Here is a 13,509-nt window from a genome sequence, read left to right on the forward strand (position 1 = left end):
ACCCTTGCCTTCAGCTAACACTTCCCCTTGCCGGGTGTGTAGAGGACTTTCACCTCCAAGTCGCCAGGCTCACCACCACAGTGAACCCGACAGCGCCAGTCACGGCGCTACGCGCCATGCCTGGCGCACCATAAAAAAACCGAGCCAAAAGGCTCGGTTTTTAATTGCTGCTACCGATCTTACTCGGCGGCTTCCACTTCACCAGTGACCGGACGGTCAACCAGCTCGACGTAAGCCATAGGTGCGTTGTCACCAGCGCGGAAGCCGCACTTGAGGATACGCAGATAGCCGCCCTGACGGGTGGCGTAACGCTTGCCCAGATCGTTGAACAGCTTGCCTACGGCAGCCTTCGAACGAGTACGGTCGAAAGCCAGACGACGGTTGGCGACGCTGTCTTCCTTAGCCAGGGTGATCAGCGGCTCGGCAACGCGACGCAGTTCCTTGGCCTTGGGCAGGGTGGTCTTGATCAGTTCGTGCTCGAACAGCGACACCGCCATGTTTTGAAACATGGCCTTGCGGTGGGCGCTGGTGCGGCTCAGGTGACGGCCACTTTTACGATGACGCATGATTGAAATTCCTTACCAAACTTTCAGTTCGGTTACTGGGGGCGATCAGGCAGTGGCCTTATCGTCCTTCTTGAGACTTGCCGGCGGCCAGTTATCCAGACGCATACCGAGGGACAAACCACGCGAAGCCAGAACGTCCTTGATCTCAGTCAGGGACTTCTTGCCCAGATTCGGCGTCTTCAACAGCTCTACTTCGGTGCGCTGAATCAGATCACCAATGTAGTAGATGTTTTCCGCCTTCAGGCAGTTGGCCGAACGTACGGTCAGCTCCAGGTCATCAACCGGACGCAACAGGATCGGATCGATCTCGTCTTCCTGCTCGATTACAACCGGCTCGCTGTCGCCCTTGAGGTCGACGAACGCAGCCAGCTGTTGCTGCAGGATGGTCGCTGCACGACGGATCGCCTCTTCGGGATCCAGGGTGCCGTTGGTTTCCAGGTCAATGACCAGTTTGTCCAGGTTGGTCCGCTGCTCGACACGAGCATTTTCGACCACGTAAGCCACGCGACGAACCGGGCTGAAAGTGGCGTCGAGCTGCAGACGACCGATGCTACGGCTTTCGTCTTCATCGCTCTGACGCGCATCAGCAGGCTCGTAACCGCGGCCGCGAGCGACCTTGAGCTTCATGTTGAGCGAGCCGTTGGCCGCCAGATTGGCGATCAGGTGATCGCCATTGACGATTTCGACATCGTGATCCAGCTGGATATCGGCAGCGGTAACAGCGCCCGCGCCCTTCTTCACCAGGCTCAAGGTCACTTCATCACGGCCGTGCAGCTTGATGGCGATACCTTTGAGGTTGAGCAGGATTTCGATGACATCTTCCTGCACGCCCTCGATGGCGCTGTACTCGTGGAGCACACCGTCGATCTCCGCCTCGACCACAGCGCAGCCGGGCATGGAGGACAACAGAATACGACGCAGCGCGTTGCCAAGGGTGTGGCCAAAACCACGCTCGAGGGGCTCGAGAGTGATCTTGGCACGGGTCGGACTGACCACCTGCACATCGATATGGCGGGGGGTCAGGAACTCATTTACCGAACTCTGCATGGATACACCTATTTTCTAGCCCTTACTTGGAGTAGAGCTCGACAATCAGGTTTTCGTTGATGTCGGCGGACAGATCGCTGCGAGCCGGAACATTCTTGAAAACACCGGATTTCTTGTCGGCATCTACTTCGACCCATTCAACGCGACCGCGCTGAGCGCACAGTTCGAGGGCCTGGGCGATACGCAGCTGGTTACGGCACTTCTCACGAACAGCCACTACGTCACCGGCCTTGACCTGGTAAGACGGAATGTTCACGGTCTGACCGTTGACGCTGATTGACTTGTGCGAGACCAGCTGACGCGATTCGGCACGAGTAGAGCCGAAGCCCATGCGGTACACGACGTTGTCCAGACGGCACTCGAGCAGCTGCAGCAGATTCTCACCGGTAGCGCCCTTACGGCTGGCTGCTTCCTTGTAATAACCACTGAACTGACGCTCCAGCACACCGTAGATGCGGCGTACCTTTTGCTTTTCACGCAGCTGGGTGCCGTAATCGGACAGACGTCCGCGACGCTGACCGTGAACACCCGGCGGGGTTTCGATATTGCACTTGGATTCGAGCGCGCGCGCACCACTCTTCAGGAAGAGATCGGTGCCTTCACGACGAGACAGTTTGCACTTGGGACCAATATAACGAGCCATTCTTCACTGTCTCCTGATTACACGCGGCGCTTCTTCGGCGGACGGCACCCGTTATGCGGGATAGGCGTCACGTCGGTGATGCTGGCGATTTTATAACCACATGCGTTCAAAGCACGCACGGCGGACTCCCGACCCGGACCTGGGCCCTTGACGTTGACGTCGAGGTTCTTCAGGCCGTACTCCAGCGCAGCTTGACCAGCGCGCTCTGCAGCGATCTGGGCAGCGAACGGAGTGCTCTTACGCGAGCCGCGGAAACCGGAACCACCCGAAGTAGCCCAGGACAACGCATTGCCCTGACGATCGGTGATGGTCACGATGGTGTTGTTGAAAGACGCGTGGATGTGGGCGATGCCATCAACCACTGTCTTTTTGACTTTTTTACGAGGACGAGCAGCAGGTTTTGCCATGACTAAATTCCTGTCGATTCGCTAACGCGATTACTTGCGGATCGGCTTGCGCGGGCCCTTACGGGTACGTGCGTTGGTCTTGGTACGCTGACCGCGAACCGGCAGACCACGACGATGACGCAGGCCGCGATAGCAACCCAGGTCCATCAAGCGCTTGATTTTCATGTTGACTTCGCGACGCAGGTCGCCTTCAACGATGAACTTGCCGACTTCGCCACGCAGCAGTTCGACCTGCTCGTCGGAAAGATCCTTGATCTTCGCTGCCGGATTCACACCGGTAGCAGCACAGATTTCCTGTGCACGGGTGCGACCAACACCGTAGATGTAGGTCAGCGAGATAACAGTGTGCTTGTTATCCGGAATGTTGACGCCTGCAATACGGGCCATTCAGTGAAACTCCAATTGACAGCTACCTACGCCCCGGAAGCCAAGAAAAGGGCGCGAGATATTAACGCTGTAATAACAAATATTCAACCCGGCAGCGCACTAGCTGCCGGGTTATAACGCCTTACACAATCAGCCTTGGCGCTGCTTGTGACGCGGTTCTGCGCTACAGATCACGCGCACGACACCGTCGCGACGGATGATCTTGCAGTTACGGCACAGCTTTTTAACCGATGCACGAACTTTCATCACCAACTCCTAGAACCTTACGAGCCACCTCAGCGGAGCATTCCACTGCCGTAGCCCTTCAGGTTGGCTTTCTTCATCAGGGAATCGTACTGGTGCGACATGAGGTGTGACTGCACTTGGGACATGAAGTCCATTACAACCACGACCACGATCAGCAACGAGGTCCCACCAAGGTAGAACGGCACGTTGGCTGCAACCACAAGAAACTGTGGCAGCAGGCAGACAGCCGTCATGTACAGGGCGCCGAACATGGTCAAACGAGTCAACACGCCATCAATGTAGCGAGCCGACTGCTCACCAGGACGAATCCCGGGAATAAACGCGCCAGACTTCTTCAGGTTCTCTGCTACGTCTTTCGGATTGAACATCAATGCCGTATAGAAGAAGCAGAAGAAGATGATCCCGGCACTGAACAGCAGAATGTTCAACGGCTGCCCGGGCGCGATCGCCTGCGATATGTCAGCCAACCAGCCCATGCTTTCTGACTGACCGAACCACTGCCCCAGCGAAGCCGGGAACAGCAGAATGCTGCTGGCAAAGATAGCCGGTATGACCCCCGCCATATTCACCTTCAACGGCAAGTGACTGGTCTGCGCGGCAAAGACCTTACGGCCCTGCTGACGCTTCGCGTAGTGAACCGCGATACGGCGCTGACCACGCTCGATAAAGACCACGAAACCGATGATCGCTACAGCGAGCAGGCCGACAGCGAGCAGCGCGATGATATTGATATCGCCCTGACGAGCAGACTCGAACGACTGACCGAGCGCACCCGGCAAGCCGGCGACGATACCTGCGAAGATCAACATCGAGATACCGTTGCCAACGCCACGCTCGGTGATCTGCTCACCCAGCCACATCATGAACATAGCACCAGACACGAACGTCGTGATGGCCACGAAGTAGAAGCCGAAATCGTTGCTGAACGCGACACCTTGCCCCGCCAACCCGACCGACATACCGATCGCCTGAACGATGGCCAGCACGAGCGTGCCGTAACGCGTGTACTGACTGATCTTGCGACGACCGGCCTCACCTTCTTTCTTCAACTGCTCCAGCTGTGGACTGACAGCGGTCATGAGCTGCATGATGATCGATGCCGAAATGTACGGCATGATCCCCAAAGCAAAAATACTCATGCGCTCCAGCGCACCACCGGAAAACATGTTGAACAAGCTAAGGATGGTCCCCTCGTTCTGACGGAACAGCTCGGCCAGCCGATCGGGATTTATCCCGGGAACAGGGATGTGTGCGCCAATCCGATAGACGATGATCGCCATGAACAGAAAGCGCAGACGAGCCCAGAGTTCGGACAGACCACCATTACTCAGCGCGGAGAGAGCACCTTGCTTAGCCATTTATTCCTCGAACTTGCCGCCAGCTGCTTCGATAGCCGCACGCGCACCTTTGGTGGCTGCGATACCCTTGAGAGTAACCGCACGACCAACCTCGCCCGACAGCATGATTTTCACGCGCTGTACGTTCTGGTTGATTACGTTGGCGTCTTTCAGGCTTTGCACGGTAACGACATCACCTTCCACCTTGGCCAACTCAGAGGTACGAACCTCAGCGCGATCCATGGCTTTCAGCGAAACGAAACCGAACTTCGGCAGACGACGATGCAGAGGCTGCTGACCACCCTCGAAACCGGGAGCGATCTTGCCGCCGGAACGAGAGGTCTGACCCTTGTGACCACGGCCACAGGTCTTGCCCAGGCCACTACCGATACCACGACCGGGACGCAGCTTTTCGCGACGGGCACCCGGCGCAGAACGCAGATCGTTCAGTTGCATGGCTTAGCCCTCCACACGGAGCATGTAATAAGCCTTGTTGATCATGCCGCGATTTTCAGGAGTATCCTGAACCTCGACGGTGTGACCAATGCGACGCAGGCCAAGACCCTTGACGCACAGCTTGTGATTGGGGATACGACCGCTGACACTCTTGATCAGCGTGACCTTGACGGTGTTAGCCATGATCAGGAAATCTCCTCGACGCTCTTTCCACGCTTGGCAGCAATCGACTCAGGCGACTGCATCGCCTTCAGACCCTTAAAGGTGGCGTGAACCACGTTGACCGGGTTGGTAGAGCCGTAGCACTTGGCCAGCACGTTCTGAACGCCAGCAACTTCCAGAATGGCGCGCATGGCACCACCGGCAATCACGCCGGTACCCTCGGAGGCAGGCTGCATGTAGACCTTGGACGCGCCATGCGCGGCCTTGGTGGCGTACTGCAGAGTAGTGCCATTCAGGTCGACCTGGATCATGTTGCGGCGAGCCGCCTCCATAGCCTTTTGAATAGCAGCCGGTACTTCACGGGACTTGCCACGACCGAAGCCGACACGACCCTTGCCATCACCGACCACAGTCAGCGCGGTGAAGGTGAAGATACGACCACCTTTTACAGTTTTTGCGACGCGGTTAACTTGAACCAGCTTCTCGATGTAGCCTTCGTCGCGCTTTTGCTCGTTATTTGCCATAACTTAGAACTCCAGCCCGCCTTCACGAGCAGCTTCAGCCAGTGCCTTGACACGACCGTGGTACTTGAAGCCAGAACGGTCGAACGCCACCTGAGTGACACCTGCGGCTTTCGCGCGCTCAGCGACCAGCTGACCGACTTTCTTGGCAGCGTCGACGTTGCCGGTGGCGGCGTCACGCAGTTCTTTGTCCAGAGTCGAGGCGCTGGCCAGGACCTTGCCGCCGTCGGCCGAAAGGACCTGGGCGTAGATGTGCTGGGAAGAGCGGTACACGCAGAGGCGTACGGTTTCCAGCTCGCGCATCTTCAGGCGTGCCTTGCGAGCGCGACGCAGACGAGTTTCTTTCTTTACGCTCATTTGCTATGCCCTACTTCTTCTTAGCTTCTTTGCGACGGACTACTTCATCCGAGTACCGCACGCCTTTGCCCTTGTAAGGCTCAGGGCGACGGAAGTCGCGGATTTCAGCAGCCACCTGACCGACCAGTTGCTTGTCGACACCCTTGATCAGGATATCGGTCTGGCTGGGGGTCTCAGCGGTAACGCCTTGCGGCAGTTCGTAATCCACCGGATGCGAGAAACCGAGAGCCAGGGACAGCACTTGACCTTTGGCTTGCGCCTTGTAACCAACACCAACCAGCTGAAGCTTGCGCTCGAAGCCTTGGCTGACGCCGATCACCATGTTGTTGACCAGCGCACGGGTAGTGCCGGCCATGGCGCGAGTTTGCTGATCGCCATTACGGCCAGCAAAACGCAGCTCACCAGACTCCTGGATGACCTCCACGGACGGATGAACATTCAGTTCGAGAGCGCCTTTTGCGCCCTTCACCGAAAGCTGCTGACCAGACATCTTGATTTCGACGCCAGCAGGCAGCTTGACGGGGTTCTTAGCAACGCGAGACATGCTTATCCCCCCTTAGAACACAGTGCAGAGCACTTCGCCGCCAACACCAGCAGCCCGAGCAGCCCGATCAGTCATCACACCCTTGTTGGTGGAGACAATCGACACACCCAAACCGCCACGTACTTTCGGCAACTGGTCAACGGATTTGTACTGGCGCAGGCCAGGACGACTTACGCGCTTGAGCTCCTCGATGACCGGACGGCCTTCGAAATACTTCAGCTCGATGGACAGTTGCGGCTTGGCGTCGCCACTGACCTGGTATCCCGCGATATAGCCTTCACCTTGAAGAACGTTGGCAACAGCCACCTTCAGAGTGGAAGACGGCATGCTTACGACGGACTTTTCGGCCATCTGGGCATTACGGATACGAGTTAGCATGTCCGCTAACGGGTCCTGCATACTCATGGGCTCTTAGCTCCTAATACAAAAAAATAAGCCTTGGACGGCTCGTGTCGCCAACAGGCAAACCCCACAAAAATGCAAGGCTCAGGCGAGCCGGGCATTCTAGAGAGTTGCCAGAAACGAATCAAGCCCCATGAGGGGCTTGAACGAAAACAAACAGGACCCGCAGGGCCCTGGATGCTTCTATTACCAGCTGGCCTTAACCAGACCCGGCACGTCACCACGCATTGCCGCCTGACGCAGCATGTTGCGCGCGAGGCCGAACTTGCGGTAAACGCCGTGCGGACGACCAGTCAGACGGCAGCGGTTGCGCAGGCGCGAAGCGCTTGCGTCACGAGGCTGCTTCTGCAGTGCGACCTGAGCCTCCCAGCGCGCTTCCGGAGAGGACTCCGGACTTGCGATGATTGCTTTCAGTGCAGCACGCTTCTGGGCGAACTTGGCGACCGTTTGCTGACGCTTCAGCTCACGGTTCTTCATGCTTTGCTTAGCCATGTGCCTACTCCAATCAGTTACGGAACGGGAAGTTGAAAGCACGCAGCAGAGCGCGACCTTCTTCATCCGTCCGAGCAGTAGTGGTCAGAGTGATGTCCAGACCACGCAGGGCATCGATCTTGTCGTAATCGATTTCCGGGAAGATGATCTGCTCTTTGACGCCCATACTGTAGTTGCCGCGGCCATCGAAGGACTTGGCATTCAGGCCGCGGAAGTCACGCACGCGCGGCAGGGAGATCGAAAGCAGGCGATCCAGGAATTCATACATACGATCACTGCGCAGCGTGACCTTGACGCCAATCGGCCAGCCTTCGCGGACTTTGAAGCCTGCGATGGACTTGCGAGCGTGAGTCACTACAACCTTCTGGCCGGTGATCTTTTCCAGGTCGGCAACAGCATTGTCGATGATCTTCTTGTCACCGATCGCTTCGCCGATACCCATGTTGAGGGTGATCTTGGTGATACGCGGAACTTCCATCACGTTGCCAAGCTTCAGTTCTTCCTTCAGCTTGGGCGCGATTTCCTTCCGATAAACTTCTTTTAGTCGTGCCATGGTTATCTACCTAGCAGTCTCAAGCGTCAACCGGCTTCTGGGTCGACTTGAAGACACGAATTTTCTTGCCTTCTTCAACCTTGAAGCCAACGCGGTCTGCCTTGTTGGTCTCACCGTTGAAAATGGCGACGTTAGAGACGTGCAAAGGCGCCTCCTTCTCGACGATACCGCCCTGAACGCCGGACATCGGGTTAGGCTTGGTATGGCGCTTCACGAGATTGATCCCACCAACGACCAGACGGTCGTCCGCGAGGACCTTCAGCACCTTACCGCGCTTGCCCTTGTCTTTGCCGGCGATGACGATGATCTCGTCGTTGCGACGAATCTTTTGCATGCGGCTACTCCTTACAGCACTTCAGGGGCGAGCGAGACGATCTTCATGAACTTCTCGGTACGAAGTTCACGCGTCACCGGCCCAAAGATACGGGTGCCGATAGGCTCCTGCTTGTTGTTCAGCAGAACAGCAGCATTGCCATCGAAGCGAATGATGGAGCCATCGGGACGACGAACACCGTGACGAGTGCGAACCACAACAGCGGTCATCACCTGGCCTTTCTTGACCTTGCCACGAGGAATCGCTTCCTTGACGGTTACTTTGATAATGTCGCCGATGCCGGCGTAACGACGGTGAGAACCGCCGAGCACCTTGATACACATGACGCGACGAGCGCCACTGTTATCAGCCACATCGAGCATGGATTGAGTCTGAATCATATAATTTCTCCGACCCCTAGCCCTTAGACTTCGACGGCGCGTTCAACGACATCAACCAGCATCCAGGACTTGGTCTTTGCCAGCGGACGAGTCTCGCGGATGGTGACCTTGTCGCCGATACGGCACTGGTTGGTTTCGTCGTGGGCGTGCAGTTTGGTCGAACGCTTCACGTATTTACCGTAGATCGGGTGCTTGACGCGACGCTCGATCAGAACGGTGATGGTCTTGTCCATCTTGTCGCTGACGACGCGGCCGGTCAGCGTGCGGACGGTTTTCTGAGCTTCAGCCATGATCACTTACCTGCCTGCTGGTTGAGCACAGTCTTGACACGAGCGATGTCGCGCTTGACTTGCGAGAGCAGGTGAGACTGCCCCAACTGGCCAGTCGCTTTCTGCATACGCAGATTGAACTGGTCCCGCAGCAGCTCGAGCAGTTGCTCGTTCAGCTGCTCAACGGATTTTTCACGAAGTTCATTCGCTTTCATCACATCACCGTCCGCTTAACAAAGGAGGTGGCGAGCGGCAGCTTTGCAGCGGCCAGGGCGAAAGCCTCACGCGCCAGCTCTTCGGAAACACCCTCGATCTCGTAGAGCACCTTGCCCGGCTGAATCTGGGCTACCCAGTACTCGACGCTACCCTTACCTTTACCCATCCGGACTTCCAGAGGCTTCTTGGTTACAGGCTTGTCGGGGAACACGCGGATCCAGATCTTTCCGCCACGCTTTACGTGACGGGTGAGCGCACGACGTGCAGCCTCGATCTGACGCGCGGTCAGACGACCACGGGAAACAGACTTCAGCGCGAATTCGCCGAAGCTGACCTTGCTACCGCGCTGAGCCAGACCACGGTTGTGGCCGGTCATCTGCTTGCGGAATTTTGTACGCTTGGGTTGCAACATTTGGCGTACCCCTTACTTAGCAGCTTTTTTACGAGGAGCAGGCGCTTGAGGCTTGAGCTCTTCATGGCGACCACCAATTACTTCGCCCTTGAAGATCCACACCTTCACGCCGATCACACCGTAAGTGGTGTGCGCTTCGTAAGTGTTGTAATCGATATCGGCACGCAGGGTGTGCAGAGGCACACGACCTTCGCGATACCACTCGGTACGGGCAATTTCAGCCCCACCCAGACGACCACTGACCTGGATCTTGATGCCTTTGGCACCAATGCGCATGGCGTTCTGTACGGCGCGCTTCATGGCGCGACGGAACATCACGCGACGCTCCAGCTGCTGAGCTACGCTCTGTGCAACCAGCATTGCGTCGAGCTCCGGCTTGCGGATCTCTTCGATATTGATGTGCACCGGCACACCCATTTGCTTGGTCAGGTCCTGACGCAGCTTCTCAACATCCTCACCCTTCTTACCGATCACAATGCCGGGACGAGCGGTGTGGATGGTGATGCGTGCGGTTTGAGCCGGGCGATGGATATCGATACGGCTTACGGACGCGCTTTTTAATTTGTCTTGGAGGTACTCACGCACGTTCAGATCTGCAAGCAGATAGTCTGCATACGTACGGCCGTCTGCGTACCAGACGGAGGTGTGCTCCTTGACGATTCCCAGGCGAATGCCAGTGGGATGTACTTTCTGACCCATCTGATCGACTCCGTTACTTGTCCGCAACCTTGACAGTGATATGGCAAGACCGCTTGACGATGCGATCAGCGCGGCCTTTGGCACGCGGCATGATGCGCTTAAGCGAACGCCCCTCGTTGACGAAGACCGTGGAGACTTTCAAGTCATCCACATCTGCGCCTTCGTTGTGCTCGGCGTTGGCAACGGCCGACTCCAGCACTTTCTTCATGATCTCGGCGGCTTTCTTGCTACTGAAAGCCAGGAGGTTGAGCGCTTCGCCCACCTTCTTCCCGCGGATCTGGTCGGCGACCAGGCGGGCTTTCTGGGCGGAGATGCGAGCGCCCGACAACTTAGCGGCTACTTCCATCTTTCCTTACCCCTTAGCGCTTGCCTTTCTTGTCCGCCACATGCCCGCGATATGTACGGGTTGCAGCGAACTCGCCGAGTTTGTGGCCGACCATGTCTTCGGACACGAGGACCGGTACATGTTGACGACCGTTATGTACAGCGATGGTCAGACCGACCATTTGCGGCAGGATCATCGAACGACGCGACCAGGTTTTAACTGGCTTACGATCGCTCTTTTCCACCGCCGCTTCGACCTTCTTCAGTAGGTGAAGATCGATAAAAGGACCTTTTTTCAGAGAACGCGGCACTGTCGTATCCCTCTAGTTACTTGCGACGACGGACAATCATGTTATCGGTGCGCTTGTTAGTGCGGGTCTTCGCGCCCTTAGTCGGGAAGCCCCATGGCGACACCGGATGACGACCACCGGAGGTACGACCTTCACCACCACCGTGCGGGTGATCGACCGGGTTCATCGCGACACCACGAACGGTAGGACGAATGCCCTTCCAGCGCTTAGCCCCTGCCTTGCCCAGCGAACGCAGGCTGTGCTCGGAGTTCGAGACCTCGCCCAGGGTCGCACGGCACTCGGCCAGCACCTTGCGCATCTCGCCGGAGCGCAGACGCAGCGTCACATAGGAACCCTCGCGAGCAACCAGCTGAGCCGAAGCGCCAGCGGAGCGAGCGATCTGAGCACCCTTACCCGGCTTGAGCTCGACACCGTGAACGGTAGAACCCAGCGGGATGTTGCGCAGCGGCAGGCTGTTGCCAGCCTTGATCGGAGCATTGATGCCCGAGACCAGCTGATCGCCAGCGCTTACACCCTTCGGCGCGATGATGTAGCGACGCTCACCGTCGGCATATTTCAGCAGCGCAATGTGCGCAGTACGGTTCGGGTCATATTCGATACGCTCAACGATGGCAGGAATGCCATCCTTGTTGCGACGAAAATCAACCAGACGGTAATGCTGCTTGTGACCACCGCCAATGTGGCGAGTGGTGATACGACCGTTGTTGTTACGGCCGCCAGTCTTCGACTTCTTCTCGAGCAGCGGTGCGTAAGGAGCGCCTTTGTGCAGCTCCTGATTGACCACCTTGACCACAAAACGGCGGCCCGCGGAAGTCGGTTTGCATTTAACGATTGCCATGATGCACCCCTTCCTTACTCAGCACTGCCGGAGAAATCGAGATCCTGGCCCGGCTGAAGCGCGATATACGCCTTCTTCCAGTCGTTGCGCTTGCCCAGACCGCGAGCGGTACGCTTGGTCTTGCCCTGAACGTTCAGGGTGTTGACGGCGGCGACCTTCACGTCGAACAGGCTCTCAACAGCCTTCTTGATTTCCAGCTTGGTTGCGTCGGTCGCAACCTTGAAAACGAATTGCTTCTTGCTGTCAGCCAGCACGGTAGCCTTCTCAGAGACGTGCGGACCAAGCAGGACTTTGAATACGCGTTCCTGGTTCATCCCAGCAGCTCCTCGAATTTCTTCACAGCCGACACGGTGATCAACACCTTGTCATAGGCGATCAGGCTGACCGGATCGGAACCCTGGACATCACGCACATCGACATGCGGCAGGTTGCGCGCAGCCAGGTACAGGTTCTGATCGACAGCATCGGAAACGATCAGCACATCGCTCAGGCCCATACCATTGAGCTTGCTAGCAAGCACTTTGGTTTTCGGCGCGTCGACGGCGAAATCTTCTACGACAACCAGACGCTCGGAGCGGACCAGCTCAGCAAGAATGGAACGCAGCGCAGCGCGATACATCTTCTTGTTCAGCTTCTGATCATGATTCTGAGGACGCGCGGCGAATGTTACGCCACCGCCACGCCAGATCGGGCCACGGCTGGTACCAGCACGAGCACGACCTGTGCCCTTCTGGCGCCACGGACGCTTGCCACCACCGGACACATCGGAGCGGGTTTTCTGCTGTTTGCTACCCTGACGACCGCCGGCCATGTAGGCGACGACTGCCTGGTGCACCAGCGTCTCGTTGAACTCACCACCAAAGGTGCGATCGGAGACTTCGATGGCCTGTGCGCCATTTACATTCAATTGCATGTGAACTCCCCCTTAACCGCGAGCCTTGGCGGCCGGACGCACGAGCACGTCACCACCAGTGGCACCGGGCACTGCGCCCTTCACCAAAAGCAGATTCCGCTCAGCATCGACACGCACGATTTCCAGAGACTGCACGGTTACGCGCTCGGCGCCCATGTGCCCGGACATCTTCTTGCCCTTGAATACACGACCTGGGGTCTGGCACTGACCGATAGAGCCCGGGACGCGGTGGGATACGGAGTTACCGTGGGTATTGTCCTGACCACGGAAGTTCCAGCGCTTGATGGTACCGGCAAAGCCTTTACCCTTGGACTGACCGGTGACATCCACCATCTGCCCAGCCTGGAAAATCTCAGCGTTGATCTGGTCACCAGCCTGGAACTCCTCGCCATCGAGGCGGAATTCCCAGACGCCACGACCAGCAGCAACATTCGCTTTAGCGAAGTGACCGGCCTGAGCCTTGGTAACACGGGACGCGCGACGCTCGCCGACAGTGACCTGCACTGCACGATAGCCATCGCTCTCTTCATTCTTGAACTGAGTGACGCGATTCGGCTCGATCTCGATGACCGTAACCGGAATAGAGACACCATCCTCGGTGAAAACGCGGGTCATACCGCATTTGCGACCGACTACACCAATAGTCATTTTGAAACCTCTTGAGTGTACGGGGCTTTCACCCGCTATGGCCGC

General features: G+C 57.3%; 27 protein-coding genes. All 27 read right to left on the reverse strand.

Annotated elements, in window-relative coordinates:
* Positions 1-179: 179 nt before the first annotated feature.
* The 27 genes from rplQ to rplC all read right to left on the reverse strand — a co-directional run bounded on the left by rplQ (position 180) and on the right by rplC (position 13,464).
* A complete protein-coding gene (rplQ, locus tag IEG05_RS20025; RefSeq protein WP_003304056.1) occupies positions 180-566 on the reverse strand; it encodes a 50S ribosomal protein L17 in 387 nt (128 codons plus the stop codon).
* A 45-nt stretch (positions 567-611) separates the two neighbouring features.
* A complete protein-coding gene (locus IEG05_RS20030; RefSeq protein ID WP_014821626.1) occupies positions 612-1,613 on the reverse strand; it encodes a DNA-directed RNA polymerase subunit alpha in 1,002 nt (333 codons plus the stop codon).
* 22 nt (positions 1,614-1,635) lie between these two features.
* Positions 1,636-2,256 carry a 30S ribosomal protein S4 gene (rpsD, locus tag IEG05_RS20035; RefSeq protein WP_003293044.1) on the reverse strand — a complete coding sequence of 207 codons (621 nt, stop codon included), beginning with the start codon at positions 2,254-2,256 and terminating at the stop codon, positions 1,636-1,638.
* Positions 2,257-2,273: 17 nt separating this feature from the next.
* Positions 2,274-2,663: a 30S ribosomal protein S11 gene (rpsK, locus tag IEG05_RS20040; protein WP_003281811.1), complete on the reverse strand. Its 390-nt coding sequence runs from the start codon at positions 2,661-2,663 to the stop codon at positions 2,274-2,276.
* A gap of 30 nt (positions 2,664-2,693) precedes the next feature.
* A complete protein-coding gene (rpsM, locus tag IEG05_RS20045) occupies positions 2,694-3,050 on the reverse strand; it encodes a 30S ribosomal protein S13 (protein ID WP_003289190.1) in 357 nt (118 codons plus the stop codon).
* A 129-nt stretch (positions 3,051-3,179) separates the two neighbouring features.
* Positions 3,180-3,296, reverse strand: a complete 117-nt coding sequence (rpmJ, locus tag IEG05_RS20050) for a 50S ribosomal protein L36 (RefSeq protein ID WP_003281814.1) — start codon at positions 3,294-3,296, stop codon at positions 3,180-3,182.
* A gap of 29 nt (positions 3,297-3,325) precedes the next feature.
* Positions 3,326-4,654 carry a preprotein translocase subunit SecY gene (gene secY / locus IEG05_RS20055; protein ID WP_003304058.1) on the reverse strand — a complete coding sequence of 443 codons (1,329 nt, stop codon included), beginning with the start codon at positions 4,652-4,654 and terminating at the stop codon, positions 3,326-3,328.
* A complete protein-coding gene (gene rplO, locus IEG05_RS20060) occupies positions 4,655-5,089 on the reverse strand; it encodes a 50S ribosomal protein L15 (RefSeq protein ID WP_014821627.1) in 435 nt (144 codons plus the stop codon).
* A gap of 3 nt (positions 5,090-5,092) precedes the next feature.
* Entirely contained in the window at positions 5,093-5,272 is a 180-nt protein-coding gene (gene rpmD / locus IEG05_RS20065) for a 50S ribosomal protein L30 (RefSeq protein WP_003281818.1), read from the reverse strand.
* Between the two features lie 2 nt (positions 5,273-5,274).
* Positions 5,275-5,775 carry a 30S ribosomal protein S5 gene (rpsE, locus tag IEG05_RS20070; protein WP_003304059.1) on the reverse strand — a complete coding sequence of 167 codons (501 nt, stop codon included), beginning with the start codon at positions 5,773-5,775 and terminating at the stop codon, positions 5,275-5,277.
* Positions 5,776-5,778: 3 nt separating this feature from the next.
* Complete coding sequence (gene rplR, locus IEG05_RS20075) at positions 5,779-6,129, reverse strand: 50S ribosomal protein L18 (RefSeq protein ID WP_003304061.1); 351 nt, start codon at positions 6,127-6,129, stop codon at positions 5,779-5,781.
* Between the two features lie 10 nt (positions 6,130-6,139).
* A complete protein-coding gene (rplF, locus tag IEG05_RS20080; protein WP_014821628.1) occupies positions 6,140-6,673 on the reverse strand; it encodes a 50S ribosomal protein L6 in 534 nt (177 codons plus the stop codon).
* 12 nt (positions 6,674-6,685) lie between these two features.
* The gene (gene rpsH / locus IEG05_RS20085; protein WP_003293036.1) at positions 6,686-7,078 is read right to left on the reverse strand and encodes a 30S ribosomal protein S8; all 393 of its coding nucleotides are present in this window, start codon (positions 7,076-7,078) and stop codon (positions 6,686-6,688) included.
* Positions 7,079-7,261: 183 nt separating this feature from the next.
* Positions 7,262-7,567, reverse strand: coding sequence for a 30S ribosomal protein S14 (gene rpsN / locus IEG05_RS20090; protein WP_014821629.1), 306 nt, complete (start codon positions 7,565-7,567; stop codon positions 7,262-7,264).
* Positions 7,568-7,580: 13 nt separating this feature from the next.
* Positions 7,581-8,120, reverse strand: a complete 540-nt coding sequence (rplE, locus tag IEG05_RS20095) for a 50S ribosomal protein L5 (protein ID WP_003304066.1) — start codon at positions 8,118-8,120, stop codon at positions 7,581-7,583.
* A gap of 19 nt (positions 8,121-8,139) precedes the next feature.
* The gene (gene rplX, locus IEG05_RS20100; RefSeq protein WP_003304067.1) at positions 8,140-8,454 is read right to left on the reverse strand and encodes a 50S ribosomal protein L24; all 315 of its coding nucleotides are present in this window, start codon (positions 8,452-8,454) and stop codon (positions 8,140-8,142) included.
* Between the two features lie 11 nt (positions 8,455-8,465).
* Entirely contained in the window at positions 8,466-8,834 is a 369-nt protein-coding gene (gene rplN, locus IEG05_RS20105) for a 50S ribosomal protein L14 (protein ID WP_003281831.1), read from the reverse strand.
* Between the two features lie 23 nt (positions 8,835-8,857).
* Positions 8,858-9,124, reverse strand: coding sequence for a 30S ribosomal protein S17 (gene rpsQ / locus IEG05_RS20110; RefSeq protein ID WP_003293030.1), 267 nt, complete (start codon positions 9,122-9,124; stop codon positions 8,858-8,860).
* A gap of 2 nt (positions 9,125-9,126) precedes the next feature.
* On the reverse strand, positions 9,127-9,318 hold the full coding sequence (gene rpmC / locus IEG05_RS20115; protein WP_003281834.1) for a 50S ribosomal protein L29: 192 nt from the start codon (positions 9,316-9,318) through the stop codon (positions 9,127-9,129).
* Positions 9,318-9,731 (reverse strand): 50S ribosomal protein L16, encoded by a 414-nt coding sequence (gene rplP / locus IEG05_RS20120; RefSeq protein WP_003281836.1) that lies wholly within the window; start codon positions 9,729-9,731, stop codon positions 9,318-9,320. The genes rpmC and rplP overlap by 1 nt, the downstream gene beginning before the upstream one ends.
* Positions 9,732-9,743: 12 nt before the next feature.
* Positions 9,744-10,430: a 30S ribosomal protein S3 gene (gene rpsC, locus IEG05_RS20125; RefSeq protein WP_003289210.1), complete on the reverse strand. Its 687-nt coding sequence runs from the start codon at positions 10,428-10,430 to the stop codon at positions 9,744-9,746.
* Between the two features lie 13 nt (positions 10,431-10,443).
* Positions 10,444-10,776 carry a 50S ribosomal protein L22 gene (gene rplV / locus IEG05_RS20130; RefSeq protein ID WP_003103908.1) on the reverse strand — a complete coding sequence of 111 codons (333 nt, stop codon included), beginning with the start codon at positions 10,774-10,776 and terminating at the stop codon, positions 10,444-10,446.
* Positions 10,777-10,789: 13 nt separating this feature from the next.
* Positions 10,790-11,065 (reverse strand): 30S ribosomal protein S19, encoded by a 276-nt coding sequence (gene rpsS / locus IEG05_RS20135; protein WP_014821630.1) that lies wholly within the window; start codon positions 11,063-11,065, stop codon positions 10,790-10,792.
* A 16-nt stretch (positions 11,066-11,081) separates the two neighbouring features.
* Positions 11,082-11,903 carry a 50S ribosomal protein L2 gene (rplB, locus tag IEG05_RS20140; RefSeq protein ID WP_003281841.1) on the reverse strand — a complete coding sequence of 274 codons (822 nt, stop codon included), beginning with the start codon at positions 11,901-11,903 and terminating at the stop codon, positions 11,082-11,084.
* A gap of 14 nt (positions 11,904-11,917) precedes the next feature.
* The gene (rplW, locus tag IEG05_RS20145; protein WP_003281842.1) at positions 11,918-12,217 is read right to left on the reverse strand and encodes a 50S ribosomal protein L23; all 300 of its coding nucleotides are present in this window, start codon (positions 12,215-12,217) and stop codon (positions 11,918-11,920) included.
* Complete coding sequence (rplD, locus tag IEG05_RS20150) at positions 12,214-12,816, reverse strand: 50S ribosomal protein L4 (protein WP_014821631.1); 603 nt, start codon at positions 12,814-12,816, stop codon at positions 12,214-12,216. The genes rplW and rplD overlap by 4 nt, the downstream gene beginning before the upstream one ends.
* A gap of 12 nt (positions 12,817-12,828) precedes the next feature.
* Positions 12,829-13,464 (reverse strand): 50S ribosomal protein L3, encoded by a 636-nt coding sequence (gene rplC / locus IEG05_RS20155; RefSeq protein ID WP_014821632.1) that lies wholly within the window; start codon positions 13,462-13,464, stop codon positions 12,829-12,831.
* Between the last annotated feature and the right edge of the window lie 45 nt (positions 13,465-13,509).

The sequence above is a fragment of the Stutzerimonas kunmingensis genome (assembly GCF_014764705.1).
Lineage (GTDB): Bacteria > Pseudomonadota > Gammaproteobacteria > Pseudomonadales > Pseudomonadaceae > Stutzerimonas.

Excerpts from the sequence above, each read along its gene's own strand:
- rplQ (WP_003304056.1), bottom strand. The coding sequence starts at position 566 with ATGCGTCATCGTAAAAGTGGCCGTCACCTGAGCCGCACCAGCGCCCAC.
- IEG05_RS20030 (WP_014821626.1), bottom strand. The coding sequence starts at position 1,613 with ATGCAGAGTTCGGTAAATGAGTTCCTGACCCCCCGCCATATCGATGTG.
- rpsD (WP_003293044.1), bottom strand. The coding sequence starts at position 2,256 with ATGGCTCGTTATATTGGTCCCAAGTGCAAACTGTCTCGTCGTGAAGGC.
- rpsK (WP_003281811.1), bottom strand. The coding sequence starts at position 2,663 with ATGGCAAAACCTGCTGCTCGTCCTCGTAAAAAAGTCAAAAAGACAGTG.
- rpsM (WP_003289190.1), bottom strand. The coding sequence starts at position 3,050 with ATGGCCCGTATTGCAGGCGTCAACATTCCGGATAACAAGCACACTGTT.
- rpmJ (WP_003281814.1), bottom strand. The coding sequence starts at position 3,296 with ATGAAAGTTCGTGCATCGGTTAAAAAGCTGTGCCGTAACTGCAAGATC.
- secY (WP_003304058.1), bottom strand. The coding sequence starts at position 4,654 with ATGGCTAAGCAAGGTGCTCTCTCCGCGCTGAGTAATGGTGGTCTGTCC.
- rplO (WP_014821627.1), bottom strand. The coding sequence starts at position 5,089 with ATGCAACTGAACGATCTGCGTTCTGCGCCGGGTGCCCGTCGCGAAAAG.
- rpmD (WP_003281818.1), bottom strand. The coding sequence starts at position 5,272 with ATGGCTAACACCGTCAAGGTCACGCTGATCAAGAGTGTCAGCGGTCGT.
- rpsE (WP_003304059.1), bottom strand. The coding sequence starts at position 5,775 with ATGGCAAATAACGAGCAAAAGCGCGACGAAGGCTACATCGAGAAGCTG.
- rplR (WP_003304061.1), bottom strand. The coding sequence starts at position 6,129 with ATGAGCGTAAAGAAAGAAACTCGTCTGCGTCGCGCTCGCAAGGCACGC.
- rplF (WP_014821628.1), bottom strand. The coding sequence starts at position 6,673 with ATGTCTCGCGTTGCTAAGAACCCCGTCAAGCTGCCTGCTGGCGTCGAA.
- rpsH (WP_003293036.1), bottom strand. The coding sequence starts at position 7,078 with ATGAGTATGCAGGACCCGTTAGCGGACATGCTAACTCGTATCCGTAAT.
- rpsN (WP_014821629.1), bottom strand. The coding sequence starts at position 7,567 with ATGGCTAAGCAAAGCATGAAGAACCGTGAGCTGAAGCGTCAGCAAACG.
- rplE (WP_003304066.1), bottom strand. The coding sequence starts at position 8,120 with ATGGCACGACTAAAAGAAGTTTATCGGAAGGAAATCGCGCCCAAGCTG.
- rplX (WP_003304067.1), bottom strand. The coding sequence starts at position 8,454 with ATGCAAAAGATTCGTCGCAACGACGAGATCATCGTCATCGCCGGCAAA.
- rplN (WP_003281831.1), bottom strand. The coding sequence starts at position 8,834 with ATGATTCAGACTCAATCCATGCTCGATGTGGCTGATAACAGTGGCGCT.
- rpsQ (WP_003293030.1), bottom strand. The coding sequence starts at position 9,124 with ATGGCTGAAGCTCAGAAAACCGTCCGCACGCTGACCGGCCGCGTCGTC.
- rpmC (WP_003281834.1), bottom strand. The coding sequence starts at position 9,318 with ATGAAAGCGAATGAACTTCGTGAAAAATCCGTTGAGCAGCTGAACGAG.
- rplP (WP_003281836.1), bottom strand. The coding sequence starts at position 9,731 with ATGTTGCAACCCAAGCGTACAAAATTCCGCAAGCAGATGACCGGCCAC.
- rpsC (WP_003289210.1), bottom strand. The coding sequence starts at position 10,430 with ATGGGTCAGAAAGTACATCCCACTGGCATTCGCCTGGGAATCGTCAAG.
- rplV (WP_003103908.1), bottom strand. The coding sequence starts at position 10,776 with ATGGAAGTAGCCGCTAAGTTGTCGGGCGCTCGCATCTCCGCCCAGAAA.
- rplB (WP_003281841.1), bottom strand. The coding sequence starts at position 11,903 with ATGGCAATCGTTAAATGCAAACCGACTTCCGCGGGCCGCCGTTTTGTG.
- rplW (WP_003281842.1), bottom strand. The coding sequence starts at position 12,217 with ATGAACCAGGAACGCGTATTCAAAGTCCTGCTTGGTCCGCACGTCTCT.
- rplD (WP_014821631.1), bottom strand. The coding sequence starts at position 12,816 with ATGCAATTGAATGTAAATGGCGCACAGGCCATCGAAGTCTCCGATCGC.
- rplC (WP_014821632.1), bottom strand. The coding sequence starts at position 13,464 with ATGACTATTGGTGTAGTCGGTCGCAAATGCGGTATGACCCGCGTTTTC.